The sequence below is a fragment of the Gelidibacter sp. F63206 genome, from assembly GCF_023015735.1.
Window position 1 is genome coordinate 1 of record NZ_JALKAU010000018.1, and the last position, 13687, is coordinate 13687.

Annotated in this window: 16 protein-coding genes; 8 read left to right on the forward strand and 8 right to left on the reverse strand. The window is 34.3% G+C overall.

The features are described 5' to 3' along the window. The first annotated feature begins 261 nt into the window (after positions 1–261). The 8 genes from MWU32_RS00240 (at position 262) to MWU32_RS00275 (ending at position 7332) form a co-directional block, all read left to right on the forward strand. A complete protein-coding gene (locus MWU32_RS00240; RefSeq protein ID WP_246936634.1) occupies positions 262–576 on the forward strand; it encodes a hypothetical protein in 315 nt (104 codons plus the stop codon). A 182-nt stretch (positions 577–758) separates the two neighbouring features. Next, a complete protein-coding gene (locus MWU32_RS00245) occupies positions 759–1919 on the forward strand; it encodes an alpha/beta hydrolase-fold protein (RefSeq protein ID WP_246936636.1) in 1161 nt (386 codons plus the stop codon). A gap of 176 nt (positions 1920–2095) precedes the next feature. Continuing rightward, positions 2096–2374 (forward strand): barstar family protein, encoded by a 279-nt coding sequence (locus MWU32_RS00250; protein ID WP_262914688.1) that lies wholly within the window; start codon positions 2096–2098, stop codon positions 2372–2374. Between the two features lie 246 nt (positions 2375–2620). Then, positions 2621–3163: a GNAT family N-acetyltransferase gene (locus MWU32_RS00255; protein ID WP_246936640.1), complete on the forward strand. Its 543-nt coding sequence runs from the start codon at positions 2621–2623 to the stop codon at positions 3161–3163. A 347-nt stretch (positions 3164–3510) separates the two neighbouring features. Then, a complete protein-coding gene (locus MWU32_RS00260; RefSeq protein WP_246936642.1) occupies positions 3511–4224 on the forward strand; it encodes a DUF6090 family protein in 714 nt (237 codons plus the stop codon). Between the two features lie 174 nt (positions 4225–4398). Beyond that, the gene (locus MWU32_RS00265) at positions 4399–5205 is read left to right on the forward strand and encodes an alpha/beta hydrolase (RefSeq protein ID WP_246936644.1); all 807 of its coding nucleotides are present in this window, start codon (positions 4399–4401) and stop codon (positions 5203–5205) included. A 104-nt stretch (positions 5206–5309) separates the two neighbouring features. Then, a complete protein-coding gene (locus MWU32_RS00270; RefSeq protein ID WP_246936647.1) occupies positions 5310–6032 on the forward strand; it encodes a CPBP family intramembrane glutamic endopeptidase in 723 nt (240 codons plus the stop codon). A gap of 367 nt (positions 6033–6399) precedes the next feature. Further along, complete coding sequence (locus MWU32_RS00275) at positions 6400–7332, forward strand: hypothetical protein (protein ID WP_246936648.1); 933 nt, start codon at positions 6400–6402, stop codon at positions 7330–7332. A 251-nt stretch (positions 7333–7583) separates the two neighbouring features. On the opposite strand, the gene MWU32_RS00280 is transcribed toward MWU32_RS00275, so the two are convergent. The 8 genes from MWU32_RS00280 to MWU32_RS00315 all read right to left on the reverse strand — a co-directional run bounded on the left by MWU32_RS00280 (position 7584) and on the right by MWU32_RS00315 (position 13574). Beyond that, entirely contained in the window at positions 7584–7967 is a 384-nt protein-coding gene (locus MWU32_RS00280; RefSeq protein WP_246936651.1) for a DUF3037 domain-containing protein, read from the reverse strand. Continuing rightward, positions 7957–8736 (reverse strand): HipA family kinase, encoded by a 780-nt coding sequence (locus MWU32_RS00285; protein ID WP_246936653.1) that lies wholly within the window; start codon positions 8734–8736, stop codon positions 7957–7959. The genes MWU32_RS00280 and MWU32_RS00285 overlap by 11 nt, the downstream gene beginning before the upstream one ends. 229 nt (positions 8737–8965) lie before the next feature. Then, a complete protein-coding gene (locus tag MWU32_RS00290; RefSeq protein ID WP_246936655.1) occupies positions 8966–9853 on the reverse strand; it encodes an arsenite methyltransferase in 888 nt (295 codons plus the stop codon). A 38-nt stretch (positions 9854–9891) separates the two neighbouring features. Further along, the gene (locus MWU32_RS00295; RefSeq protein ID WP_246936657.1) at positions 9892–10224 is read right to left on the reverse strand and encodes an ArsR/SmtB family transcription factor; all 333 of its coding nucleotides are present in this window, start codon (positions 10222–10224) and stop codon (positions 9892–9894) included. A gap of 354 nt (positions 10225–10578) precedes the next feature. Beyond that, positions 10579–11367, reverse strand: a complete 789-nt coding sequence (locus MWU32_RS00300; RefSeq protein WP_246936659.1) for a YoaK family protein — start codon at positions 11365–11367, stop codon at positions 10579–10581. A gap of 49 nt (positions 11368–11416) precedes the next feature. Beyond that, complete coding sequence (locus tag MWU32_RS00305) at positions 11417–11983, reverse strand: GNAT family N-acetyltransferase (RefSeq protein WP_246936661.1); 567 nt, start codon at positions 11981–11983, stop codon at positions 11417–11419. A gap of 186 nt (positions 11984–12169) precedes the next feature. Continuing rightward, entirely contained in the window at positions 12170–12751 is a 582-nt protein-coding gene (locus MWU32_RS00310) for a GNAT family N-acetyltransferase (RefSeq protein ID WP_246936663.1), read from the reverse strand. Between the two features lie 121 nt (positions 12752–12872). Further along, a complete protein-coding gene (locus MWU32_RS00315; RefSeq protein ID WP_246936665.1) occupies positions 12873–13574 on the reverse strand; it encodes a hypothetical protein in 702 nt (233 codons plus the stop codon). Positions 13575–13687 lie beyond the last annotated feature (113 nt).

Here is a 13687-nt window from a genome sequence, read left to right on the forward strand (position 1 = left end):
TTCCAGAAGTTACTCCAGCGCATAAGGGACTTGCACCCTCTAAATTAATATCTTACTTTGCAGTAAGGTAAAGATGCCCATACTGGGCACACACACTGCATAACTGCAATTACGGCGGGTTCGACTACGTCCGAATCCACGCGTAATTGCTAAAGTCAGTGCTTAATCGAAAAACCTCGTATATTTATCCGTAACTGCGGTTATACTAAACGTCGCCGGTGCACAATTAGCTAAAAACAACATTGAAAAATAATTTGAAAGATGACAAACAAATTTATTTTTTGGAAAGGATATTCTAAAGAAAGTAAATATACAGCCCTTGATAAAATAAATGAGATTATAAATAATTCAGGTGACGTAGTTGATGTTAAACAGTTTTCTGATATCTCTATATCATTAAAAATTGAACTTGAAGAGCAAAAAATAGAAAAACTTTATTCAGACTTACAAAATTATATTGAAATGGATGAGCTTGATAATTTAGAGTCAAGTTCCATTCGTGAAAGAATAATTTTTTTAAACATTTCCTTCTCATTAGGAAAAGGAAATTTAGAAGTTGCTGTCCCATATGTTTAGCCATTAAATTATGAAAACAAAAACTATGCACAAAAATGTATAAAATAATGCTAAAACAAGTGCTCAATCAAAGGTAAGTGTACTTTTGTTACGTCCGATTTTCTTTCGGAAAATGCACGCACACAAAACCACACTATTCTTATCCATAAACTTTGTGTATAATTAAACGAAACCGACAAAATATGATAAAAAACATTATTCTAATTACTATAATAGCGTTTTATTCAAGTTCGACATCTGCACAAAATATAGCAAGAGTTGAAAATGTCAAAATCGAATCAAAAAACTTAAATCAAGAAAGAGAAATCTTAATTTACACACCAGTTGATTACGATTGGAGAGAAAATGAATCTTTTAATGTTATTTATGTATTTGACAGTCAAAGCAGAGAGTTCTTTGATTACACGAGTTCAATGATTTCATTTCTGACTGATAATACAAAATCATACATTGTTGTTGGGATAACTTCACCGTACAATGAAAAACTTGATTACGCAAGAAATAATGATTTGTTACCTGTTTTAGAAACAGAAAACTCAAAGAGCAGATATGGAAAATACTCCGGAAATGCTGACAATTTCTTTGCGTTTGTTAGTGATGAAATAATACCATTTATAGATTCAAACTACAGAACTTTAAATAACAGGATAGCAGTTGGACATTCATTAAGTGCTTCATTTGTATTAAACTCATTTATTAAAAATCCTAATTTGTTTAATTCATACATAGCCATTTCGCCAAATCTGGCATATGACAAAGATAAATTGGCAAACGAGCTTGTGAATTTTGATTATTCCAAAATAGAAAAACCAACGTATTTATATTTAAGCAGTGCTAACGAAGGTATAGACTATTGGAAAGAGTGGAAACCAGCAAGAGAGAAAGTATATTCTTTTTATAAACAAAAACTACAAAACAATAACCTCAAAGTTCAAATAAATGAATTTCCAGAATGTAATCATTGGGGTACGTTTCCGCCAAGTCTAAACAAAGGACTTGACTTTTATTTTAAACAAATACTTGATTTACAAGAGAAAGAATTAAGTAAAGAAGAATATGAAGCCACAATAAAAGTAAAAGTGCTTAAAAAGGAAGATACAATATACATTACAGGTAATCAAGATAATTTGGGGAATTGGAATCCTGAAAAAATCAAGATGGAAAAAATTTCTGATTTTGAGAGACAAATAACTCTTAAATTAAAAAGTCCTGCACAATTTAAACTCACAAGAGGTAATTGGAAATCAGAGGCGGAAGTAATAGGAACTTATGGAAATATCACTATAAGACCTGAAAAACAAACCGAATTTGAGTTTGAGATTGAATATTATCTTGACAATTAATAACCACACACAACGATGGCTATAATTAATTGCTTGTACTCGGATATTTGGAAATTATTTCATGCTAAAAAGCGTGACATGAAGGAAATTTGCACATCCTCGGTCAATTTTTCCTAATTTAGGTATTTAACCCACGCCACTATTCTTAGACTAAAGGTTGTGCTTAATTTTCAGGAATGCGAATAATCGAGATAAACGGAAATAAATTTTCGAATATGAAAGGTTTCTATCGAGAAATTGAATCTAAAATGACCTTTGGATTGAATTGGGAAATCGGACGAAACCTCAACGCATTCAATGATGTTTTGTATGGCGGGTTTGGAGTTCACGATGTTGATGAAATATATATATTAAAATGGCATCGAAGTAAAAAAAGCAAATCAGATCTGAAAAATTTTGACCACATAATAGATATAATTAAAGAACACGAAAATATTGAGTTACAATTGAGCTAAACAATATTAAAAAATGACAAAAGACATACTAAAAGATAAATTTTTATGCCCTGTCTATTCTTGTTATGCTTAAATTTAATGAATTGTAAACTTAAGGCGTGTATAAGCCATTGCCAAACCCGTCCAGTTCAGAAAATCTTCACAGATTTTCAAGTCTGGAAAGTATATTGAATATTAGGTTATAAATCACGTCACAGCTCATATATAATCATTAGCTGAAAGGCGAAACCGAATAAAACAGTAATTATGGCAAAAAAATCTAAAGTCGAAGTAAGATATGCTCAAATTCCTGACGACATTGAGAGTATTGAAAAACTATGGTTGGACTATTTGGTTTGGGGTAACGACAAAATGGAAGAACTCTATGGCGTTCATCCTCATAATCCTAAAGAAGCGGTTAAGCTGGACATTCAGCAAATAAGTAAATTTCAACCACCATACGGACAACTAATCATAGCTGTTTATGAAGGCAAAATCTGTGGACTTGGGAGCCTAAAGAGCATCAATTCAGAAATCGGAGAAATAAAACGGATGTTTGTTGACCCAACTTTCAGACGAATTGGTGCTGGACGAGCTATACTTGAAGGACTTTTAGTAGAATCGAAAAAAGCCGATTACAAAAAGGTTAGACTTGACAGTCCTAAGTTTATGGAAGCAGCTCACTCTTTATATAGAAGTTTTGGATTTCGCGACATAGAACCATATCCAGAAATGGAAATTCCAGCAGAATTTAAGGACTATTTGTTGTTTATGGAATTAGATTTATCAGACCACAATAATAGAAAATGACAATCTGAATACCGATTTTAGCAAATTAAGGAACTGCATACTCAATCAGGATTAAGAAATTTTTCGGAATAAAGTCTTGACCAAACAAACTAAAACGTAGAAGGTCGAAAAACGAAATTAAGCTAAATAACAACAACGAAATGCCGTGTATAAATAGTTGCTTGTTCTCGCCTGTCTGGAATCCCGATAGCATCAGGAGCGGAATTTCCACAGGCTCGGTCAATTTTTATTATTTTAAGTGTTTATATCACGCAACTATCACATTTAAACGGTTGTAAACAATTTGGAACCACCTTATGAAATTCTTTAGAAAAATAAGACGAAAGCTAATTTTAAACAATAAAATAATGCAGTACCTAAAGTATGCTTTAGGAGAAATACTATTGGTTGTAATCGGGATTTTGATTGCATTACAGATAAACAATTGGAATCAGTCCATTAAAGATAAAAATTCCTTAAACGAATATTTGACCAAAATTAAAACACATACGGCAGAAGATATTGAACAATTAGAAGAATTAAGTAAAGGAAGAAAACAAATTGCAGACGTCTGTAAAAAAGCAAGAAATAGCATCCTGAACAAGACTGAAAATGAAAATCTCTTTTTATTTAAAGTAAGTGGTGTTGCCTTTGCTGATTTCTATTTCAAACCTAACTCAGGTGGTTATCAATCATTGAAAAACTCTAAATATTATGGTAAAATAAACAATACCAAGCTCGATTCACTTTTGGCTAAATATCACGGTCTGGTAGATGTCATTGCAGAAAATGAGAGGAGTTACAATCAATATACAGTTCACCAAGAGAATTATCTCGATACACAATTCGATAGGTCACTTATTTTGGCTTCGGCATTTATACCAATAGACTCCTTAGTAACTAAAGCCACACCTCAATCTGAATATGACCAAGCATTCATCGAATATACCTCAAAACCAGCTTATAGAAATGTCATTAGCTTGGCAGCTTGGCAATTTGAAACAATGATTGAACAATATCAACAATTAACAGGATTAGGTCAATTGATTATTGAGGAAATAGACGAGATAACAGCAGACTAAAAAGGAATAAATTTTACGATACCCAAGCAAAGGCTACAAAAAGTATTTAAGCTGAAAGAACAAAACAAACAAAGCATATAATTATAACGTTGATTCTCGGTTGACAGTAATATATTCCTAAGCCAGTACATTTATTACACAAGACAGCGAACTACATTTTGAAAATAACACAAAATGAGAAATAATATTTTACTCTTTGTCTTTATAGGATTACTAAAAACATCAATGGGATATTCGCAAGATGTGACTATCAAAATTGGAATTAAAGACAGTCTCGATTCCAAAATATTAAACGAGAAAAGGGAACTCATAGTAAGTCTTCCGAAAGATTACGAAACTTCAAATGAGACTTATCCTGTATTATATGTTTTAGACGGATTGGAAAGCAATCTCATCGAGGCTATCAATGTAACTCAAAAGCTAAGAGCAAAAATGATCATTGTTGCCATTCCAAATACAGACCGTGACAGAGATATGATGCCATTAAGTACACCTACCTACGAAGTTGCACATCCTGGAGCTGAAAATTTTCTTTCTTTTATTGGAAATGAACTGATCCCACATATTGAGAAAAACTATCGTTCAAATGGCATAAGGACAATACGCGGAAGGTCTTTGAGCGGACTATTTGTTATATATGCTTTTTTGGAGAAGCCAGAGTTTTTCAATAACTATATCGGTAATAGTGCAGGTTGGTATGCAGATATGAATCCTTATTTTGGAGCGTTAATCGATAAAGCCTTTACAAACAAAGACCAGTTTAACGGTAAAGCTCTATTCGTTGCAAACTCTTTAGTCGATCCGTTTGACCCTAAAAAAGAAGTTCATCACGAAATGCTCGACTTTTCAAAAAAAGTGGAATCTATACTGGGTGATAGATTATCATTCAAATATGTAACCTATGACCATTATGGACACGTTCCATATCCAAGTTTTTATGACGGATTAAAATACATTTTGAATTTAAGCTCAAAGATGTGAAATTTGATAAGCAACTGATAGACATTATTTCATTCTTGACCATAGCAGAACGTCTGAGTGCGCTACAAAAGTTAAATTAAATCGTTAAATCGTAGAATAAAAGAATGATGGCAAACACCGACCAAAAACACCCTAGTAAATCTAAAATTTTAGTCGTCTTTATCCTAACCATCATCATAGGATATGCACTATTTATATTGCCAGATATATTTTTCGGGATAACTAAAATAAATGGAGGAAAGACTGGAATTAATTTATTGTTTATTGCTCTATTCCAATTTGCATCTATTGTCTTTTTGCTTTTCATATCACTCAATATATTAAAAAAAGACTTTAAATTTATTGGCCTTGAGTTTTCAAACCTCAAAAGAGATATCCTTTTTGGACTTATCTTTGGATTTTTATGGACTGCGCTTCAATTTGTTTTGATAATCCCAAATACGGGTGGCGCTAACAGGGATGATATAATAGCAATGCTGACTATGTATGATGGGAGTTTAACGGGAACAATCGCATTTATCGCGTTAGGAGTCATCGGTGGAGGAATAACGGAAGAGATATTTAACAGAGGCTATTTTATAAATACCCTAAAATGCATTTTTAAAAACCCTAAAACTGGAACTTGGGTTTCAGCAATATTATCAATTATTGTATTTTCCATTGGTCATATGCCGACCGACAATTTGGCTTGGTTTGATATTTTAGTACCAACCATAATGTATACATTACTATTCTTAACTACAAAAAGATTGACAGCATCAATAGTGGCACATGGAATTTATAATATGTCTGCGATTTTATTAACATTCTATATTTACTATCCATAGCAGCGGAAAACAAGTATAAAAACTAAGTACTTGTGTCATAGCAAAGAAACTGCTCGATCAAAGTTATGCATATTCGACTTGTTCCTAATCGGATAGAAATGGTTAATTTACACCTTATGACTTTGTGAAAATTGGAACGAATTTCGAAGAACAAAGTAATTCCGAAATAAAATGCTCATTGATTAATTTACTAAAACAAGGAGACTTGAAAACTGTTTATGATATCTTGTACAATAAATCATTTGACCATTTTCAACCTACGAAAATTACTGCGGAATATTATATCTGTAATTTTATTCGCTAAATTAGTTCCATAATCATTCAACTATTCTTAAAAAACCATTGGCAGTCATTTTAAAATCTACAAATGAGAATAAAATTTATTTTTCAAGTTTCACTTATATTATTATTTACATTCTCATGCACATCCAATGGTAATGAAAATATTAATTCACAGACGGTATATCCTGAATTCGGTCCTGAAATTGAAGTGATAATTAATGGTTTGTCTGTTGATGCAATGGAGCCATTTATCTCACCGGATGGAAATTATTTATTCTTTAATAATTTAAATGATGGTATAAATACAAAGTTATATTATGCAACTAAGGTCAATGATTCAACTTTCAACTTTGTTAGAGAATTAACAGGTGCAAATCAATCAGAAACGCCCCATTTAGATGCAGTTGCTGATATGGATGTTAATGGTAATTTTTATTGGACATCAACAAGGAATTATCCAACAGAATTAAATAACCTCTTCCATGGGACTTTTAGTTTTGGAAACATCAATGATATTGGTAGAGTTCAGGGAGACTTTAATATGAATACTCCAGGTTGGTTAGTAATGGATCATGGAATAAGCCTTGACGGTCAATATTTATACTTCAATAATGCAAGGTTTGATGATGTGAATTGCCTTGGTCCTTGTGAAACTACACTAGGTATTGCAAAAAAAATTAATGCTTTCACATTTAGTACACTCCCAAATTCTACAACAATCTTACAAAACATTAATGATCAAAACTATATTTATTACGCACCTTGTATAAGTAGTGATTATCTTGAATTTTATTACACCAGATACTTAAAAGGAGAAATTACATCAAATACTATTTTTGAAATATGCATTGCAGTGAGAAGTAATCCTATGACAAGTTTTTCAGTTCCTAAAGTTTTGTTTTCAGAGACTATCTCAAATTTAATAGAAGCTCCTACTTTAACTGTAGATAAAAACATCATTTATTATCACAAAAAGTTTGACGATTCTTATAAAATAGTAATGAGATTCCGAAGTTAACAGAAATACGTTTAAAATCGATAAAACTACGTCCAAAGATGGAAAAATAATCATCCCAACAGAATTGTATTGACAAAAGAACGCTTGGTTTCCAACACCTTGTAAAATCTACTATACCTATAAGCGTTGCAGAACAGATTTTCTAAAAATAAGTTTCTTCTATCCATTGTCCATGACGGCATAAAGCTCTGATTTTAATCTAAACCCAGTTTTTGTTATTATATAGAATTAAGGATAGCGGTGATTGGTCTTTATAAAACGAATGTCTTAAACAGAAGTTCCAATTCTTCTTGAGGATCTGAACACAATCCAGAGTGTGTTTTGGAGCTTTGGATGATGGTACTTCTTGGAGCTGCCAGCCATCTAAATCGGTCTGACACTTCAAATTCCCCAATGCATCCTCCTTTCGGGTTCCCTTTGCAGATATCTTCCCAGGCTTTTAAGTGATTGTTCAACATCTTGAGGTCCAAATCTTCTGAAAAGGCTTCCAGCTTATTTTGGTCGATTTTATATTTGATCCCCAAAAATTTTTTTCGTTTGGAAAAAAGAAGCACGCCAGCGTTAAAGAATTCCTCCCGTTCTACTTTCGGAACAATCCTGATAATGGCATATTCGTAAGTCACTTTATCTTGCATCTTGAGCTTCTTTTGCCAAAACATCAATCATTGAAAGTTTTGTGGTCAGATAAAGGATATAAGCAGCTCTCATCTCATCAGGAGAGATCGTATCGCCTTCATTGATCAACCAATCTTCCGGAATGCTTGCTATAATATCAACAATTCTTGAAGGTGGAAGTGACAATTCAATACTCTTTGCAGCTGCAGGTAATTGGGTGGCTTGCGCTAACAGAACGTGATCTTTTATAAGAGGAAAGGATCGGGTGAGATGATTTTCCCATGTTGGCCAATTGTGGTGGAAGTAAAAACTGGCACCGTTATCAATTACCCATAATTCTTTGTTCCAAACCAACAGGTTCGGGTTTTTTGGTGTACGGTCAATATTACTGATAATACTATCCAATAATACCAATTTAGAAGCAAGTAGTCCATCCACTTGATTCACCAAAGGGTCAAAAGTGATGGCTCCCGATAAGAAATGCAAACCAAGATTCAGACCAACGCTAAATTTTAATAAATCTTGGATTTCCTCGTCAGGCTCGGTTTTACTGAAGGAATCATCAAGGTTCATAAAAACCATTTCAGGAACTTTCAGGCCAATAGCCCTTGCTAATTCGCCGCCTATGAATTCGGCAATGAGTGCCTTTTTACCCTGTCCGGCGCCTCTGAATTTGAGGACGTACATAAATCCATCGTCAGCTTTTACAATTGCTGGAAGTGAGCCACCTTCGCGTAAAGGGCTAACATATTGCACCACGTCAACAGTGCGAATATCGAGTGTAGTCATAGTAACGAAGGTACTAAAAAAGTAAATTGCTCAGGTATCAAAAAACACATTATTAAGATCAGACATGGTTTTTAATCACCCGAGCAATTTGATTATTTTAAAAATTGATAATTAAACCAATCCCGCTTTGCTGTGGGGTCTTTTGAATTTTATTCCCCGACGCCCTGAGTCGAAGTTACAAAAGTATTTTTAATTTGACACTTCGTACCTTTAGGTCGAGGTAGTTCGTTTAACAACAGCCTGTCGCTGGCGAACAGGTAGTGCCCTCTGAAATCTCAGATAGTTTTATTTTAGGCTTTTCTGAGGCTGCACCTTCTTTTTCGGCGTATACAGTAATACTGAAAATTCCTGTGGCGTCCTTATTAAAGGCATTCATTTCATCTGTGGTAAGGTATTTTGCTAAAATATCATCAGGAATTGTAATTGGTTTTTCTTTTTGAATGGTGATGTTTTGAAAACCTCTATCGGTAATCAATTGCAGATATTCTGATTTTTGAATGGCACCGGCAACACATCCCGCATACATTTCAGCATCTTCTTTTAAAGCAGCAGGAAGATTACCTACCAATACAATATCCGAAATACTAAAGTGACCTCCCGGCTTTAATACTCTATGGATTTCTCCAATCACCTTTTGCTTATTTGGCACGAGGTTGAGTACACAATTGCTGACAATCACATCGGCTACATTATCGCCTACTGGCATGGCATCAATATCGCCTTCTCTAAACTCTACATTATTATAGCCTAATTTTTCGGCATTATTACGCGCCTTTTCTATCATGATTGGTGTGAAGTCAATACCAATGACTTTCCCTTCTGGACCTGTTTCATGTCGTGCTACAAAGCAATCGTTGCCAGCTCCCGAACCTAAATCGATCACGGTATCGCCTTTATTTATTTTAGCGAATTGGGTTGGAAGTCCACATCCTAAGCCCAGGTCGGCATCTTCATTGTAGCCTTTAGTTTCAGAATAGTCGTCCATCATGATATTGTAAATCTTGTTGGAAGGTGTGGTAGCACCACAACACGAGGCTGCATTTTCTGCTTTTCCTTGTTCGGCAATTCGCGTATAGCGTTCTTTGACGATGTCTTTTAATTCTTGTTCCTTTTTCATGGTAATGAAATTTTATATTGATTATATAATCAGTGATATTAGCAGCAATCTTTCTTTATGGAAACATCTTGATTTAAGAATTCAGAGAGAACCTGTTTCATTTTTGTCCAATTCCCAGGATCTACACAATAGCAAACCCGAGTGCCTTCGACACTCCCCTGTATTAAACCTAAATTTTTCAACTCTTTAAGATGTTGTGAAATAGTAGGTTGTGCAAGACCGATTTCATTCACCAGATCGCCGCAAACACAAGTATCAATTTTGAATAGATGTTGTAAAATGGCCACCCGAGCAGGATGACCAAAAGCTTTGGCGAAAAGTGCAATTTCGTTTTGCTGTGCTGTAAAAATTTCCGTTTTGGAGATGCCCATAATTCAATTAATTACTTCATTGCAATATTACGATGAATCGATTTCTTATCAAAGATATTTTTTATTTTATTTTCTAAAATGGTGCAGAAATTACCATTGATAACTAATCGGTATGAAACATAATGCCAAAAGTCTAAAAATTAACAGGCTAATTATTTTACCGCAATCCCGATAGTTATTGATAGCAAAGGGTTACGTCAGAGCCGCACTGCTTTATACTATCTAATTTTTAAAAACCTTGTGTTGCGGTCAAGATTTGGAAAGAGACCTGTGCTCTTAAACAAAAGCAAATAACTGATCAGTTACTTCTCCGGAAGAAGTATAACTACTGAATGTCTCCAATACAATGGAAAACTAAGACTTTTTAGTGTAGAACTTAAGTACAGTACGCTTTCGTAATTTATTGGAATAGGCCCGAAGGCGTTTTTGTCTTCGTTTTACTCTAATGTATTTCAGCCTCATATCGTCATAAAAAAGGCTTACGATTAAAATGACGACACCTAAAATCAGTGTATTCAATTTCAATTCCAGTGTGGAATAAAAAAACCCTGCGCTTAATCCGCCGAAGAAAAAGAAGGCAATAATATACAATCGGAGTTTGACGTTCGATTTAATTTCTTTCCTATTGGGGTGGCTCTTTGGAAACAATAATTGTGAAAGCTCAATGCCCAAATCGGTGAACAAGCCTGTAAGATGCGTTGTTCTCACTACGGCATTTGATAGTTTGGTGACGAAGGAGTTCTGTAATCCCATGGCGAAAAGCAATAAACAAACCATCAGTTCGGCATTAAATTGTGAAGAATTGCTCATAATGGCAACTCCCGATAATATCACACATTCAATCAGCGTGGGGATAACAAAAACATTGAGTTTCTTATTTTCCTTAAAAGTCTCAATGAGTATGTTTGATGAAAAGGAGCCAAAAAGAAATGAGAAAATATAAAGAAAATAAATGGTTCCCTTCCAAAATTTAAAATCTGCCACATCCTTAATAAATAGCGCAAAATGACCAGTCACGTTCGTGGTCAATTCGTTGAATGCCAATATACCCGATACGTTTACAATTCCGGCAACAAAAGATAGGACGATGGCAATCCGAAGATTGTGTTGTACTGTTCTCTTTTTTCCTTGATGTTTAAACATTCAGATTTCTATGGTTGGTGATAACTTACAATTTTATATTGACACAAAATTATTTTAAGACAGAGTTTTTCATGTCGAATACCAATCCAATATAAGTATTGTTGTTAAATTCGAATTCATCAATTTTTTCCCATCCCAACTTTTTGGTATGCGCCCTTTCAGAAATAGCATTGACTTTATTAATAAAGGTAATTGAGATTGGATATTTCTTATAGAACTCAATTCTCATTTCCTCAAAAAGTTGGTTAAGAAGTCCCCTACCTCTATATTTTTCATCAATACAAATAGGTCCATATTGAAAACTGTTCTCCGTAGTAATGGGGTTCCCATGAAAAGATAATTTCGGAAAACGAGAGACCATGTAGTTAAAAATTTCCCATTGTTCAAAATACTTCCAACTACCCGCAAAGGCGTATGCGATAATATCATCGCTTTCGTTTTCCGCGACAAATATACCGTTTTGTTGAATGATATCTTCAATTTGAGAACTTGTAAATGGGGTCGTCACGAATCCCTTTTGCCGCTCAAGTTCATTGAGATTTTTATACAGATACTTTTCTTGAAGTGATAGAATACCAGGGATATCATTCGTATGTCCTATTCGTGTTATTATCATTGGAAAATGAGTTCATAAATACCAACATTTTAGATATGATCAGCAATGCCTTTAGGGCGACTAATTTAGCAAATTAATGTGGACCGTTAATCTAAGTCCACAACTTTTTAGAGGAAGCATTGACTTTGACAAATAACTGTAATTGATAGAGTTGGCAGATATAATTAATCGACTTCCTTAAGTGTTTTAATAACTTTCGGCTTTCGGTTTTATTTGTAGGTGTTCCATACGCTTGCCTACCAATATTTTTTGCCCCACGGACTTAAAGCCCAATTTTAAATATAATTTTTTGGCCTTTGGATTCTCTTCATCTACCAACAGACCGATGGTCTTTCCATTTTGGTTGACATAGTAATTGATTAAAAACTTTAGCACTGTTGCTCCAATCCCTTTGCCTTGCTGATTGGGATTTACGCCTAATGAGTCAATATAGTACTCTCCTGGTTGTGTTTCATCTTCTGGGTTAAAATCCGTCTTGAAATGTATTTTTATATACTGACTGATCGGGACCCTCAATTGGATTAATTGTGACCCATCGTAAATGTTGACGGCAGCAATAACCTCATGGTCATCTTCTGCCACAAAACAGTTTTGATACGAATATTGATTGTGCTCTTGTGCTATAAAATGGATTAAAAAATCCTTAGCCTTGTTTGGGTCCTTTTGACCAATAAACTCACATACAATATCTTCCATAGCCAATAGTAAATGAGTGGCGATGGCCAATGAATCTTCTCTTTTTGCTTTTCTTATCGTAACGGAGTTCATATTGTTTTGTTTACGTTTTTAGTGGATGAAGTTAACTTGAGAATAAGAAATCCGTCTTCGATGCCTTCAAAAACGGATTTCTGATGTATGATTTAATTTATCTGACTATCGATGCCAAAGATTATGATGGGTCAACATTTACTTCTTCGGAAGTCCCTTTGTTTTTTAAAGCGTTCTTTTCACAAGTTTTACATAGTTCAGAAATGCCCTTCTGCTCCCATGATTCTTTTACCGTTCCGTTGGATATATTCTCTCTGCCTCTAATATGTTGACAGTCTTCAAAAATATGGTATTTATTTCCTGCAGAGGTCCAATAGACATTGTCGTTGTCAAAATTCAACTCCTTTAAGGTCGTTGTTTGTTCATTGATTTCCTTGGTGTATTGTTCAACAGAAGGCGGATTGAAATCAACCCCAGATATACCTGCAATCAACATAGCCACTACGGCAATACCTCCCGCGATCCCTTTGGTTTTTCCGTCAAGATCTTTGTTCATAAAAATAAGGATCACCAATGGTAAGAATGCCAATACCCCCATAATGGCGCCCAACTGATTTTGGACAAAAAAACGTGCCTTGTCCTTTTCAGATGCAGGATCCAACCGATTTGCTTTTTTCCAAAGCATCGATCCCGTGATGGACAGGGCCAAAATGACCACTATTACAACGATCAGCCAAATTAAGTCTTCATTGTTGATTAGTTTTAAAATGGCAAAGATTTGTCCCGCAATGGCTATGAACCAGGCTAAAAATGCGAAGAGACGCAATTGTTTTGCTTTTCCTTTGCTTTCAGGACTCGCTTCAAATACTTTTTGATCTGACATAATTATAGTTTTTTTGGTTAGTTTTTCTGGGCTGTAAAAGAGACGGCTAAACGGGATAAATAACACTTGATCAGCACGTTTCACTAACTTACCCAATCGACAAATATAGGATA

What these genes read in the sequence shown, in the direction of transcription:
- MWU32_RS00240 (WP_246936634.1), top strand. Translation starts at nt 262, where the DNA reads ATGACAAACAAATTTATTTTTTGGAAAGGATATTCTAAAGAAAGTAAA.
- MWU32_RS00245 (WP_246936636.1), top strand. Translation starts at nt 759, where the DNA reads ATGATAAAAAACATTATTCTAATTACTATAATAGCGTTTTATTCAAGT.
- MWU32_RS00250 (WP_262914688.1), top strand. Translation starts at nt 2,096, where the DNA reads ATGCGAATAATCGAGATAAACGGAAATAAATTTTCGAATATGAAAGGT.
- MWU32_RS00255 (WP_246936640.1), top strand. Translation starts at nt 2,621, where the DNA reads ATGGCAAAAAAATCTAAAGTCGAAGTAAGATATGCTCAAATTCCTGAC.
- MWU32_RS00260 (WP_246936642.1), top strand. Translation starts at nt 3,511, where the DNA reads ATGCAGTACCTAAAGTATGCTTTAGGAGAAATACTATTGGTTGTAATC.
- MWU32_RS00265 (WP_246936644.1), top strand. Translation starts at nt 4,399, where the DNA reads ATGAGAAATAATATTTTACTCTTTGTCTTTATAGGATTACTAAAAACA.
- MWU32_RS00270 (WP_246936647.1), top strand. Translation starts at nt 5,310, where the DNA reads ATGATGGCAAACACCGACCAAAAACACCCTAGTAAATCTAAAATTTTA.
- MWU32_RS00275 (WP_246936648.1), top strand. Translation starts at nt 6,400, where the DNA reads ATGAGAATAAAATTTATTTTTCAAGTTTCACTTATATTATTATTTACA.
- MWU32_RS00280 (WP_246936651.1), bottom strand. Translation starts at nt 7,967, where the DNA reads ATGCAAGATAAAGTGACTTACGAATATGCCATTATCAGGATTGTTCCG.
- MWU32_RS00285 (WP_246936653.1), bottom strand. Translation starts at nt 8,736, where the DNA reads ATGACTACACTCGATATTCGCACTGTTGACGTGGTGCAATATGTTAGC.
- MWU32_RS00290 (WP_246936655.1), bottom strand. Translation starts at nt 9,853, where the DNA reads ATGAAAAAGGAACAAGAATTAAAAGACATCGTCAAAGAACGCTATACG.
- MWU32_RS00295 (WP_246936657.1), bottom strand. Translation starts at nt 10,224, where the DNA reads ATGGGCATCTCCAAAACGGAAATTTTTACAGCACAGCAAAACGAAATT.
- MWU32_RS00300 (WP_246936659.1), bottom strand. Translation starts at nt 11,367, where the DNA reads ATGTTTAAACATCAAGGAAAAAAGAGAACAGTACAACACAATCTTCGG.
- MWU32_RS00305 (WP_246936661.1), bottom strand. Translation starts at nt 11,983, where the DNA reads ATGATAATAACACGAATAGGACATACGAATGATATCCCTGGTATTCTA.
- MWU32_RS00310 (WP_246936663.1), bottom strand. Translation starts at nt 12,751, where the DNA reads ATGAACTCCGTTACGATAAGAAAAGCAAAAAGAGAAGATTCATTGGCC.
- MWU32_RS00315 (WP_246936665.1), bottom strand. Translation starts at nt 13,574, where the DNA reads ATGTCAGATCAAAAAGTATTTGAAGCGAGTCCTGAAAGCAAAGGAAAA.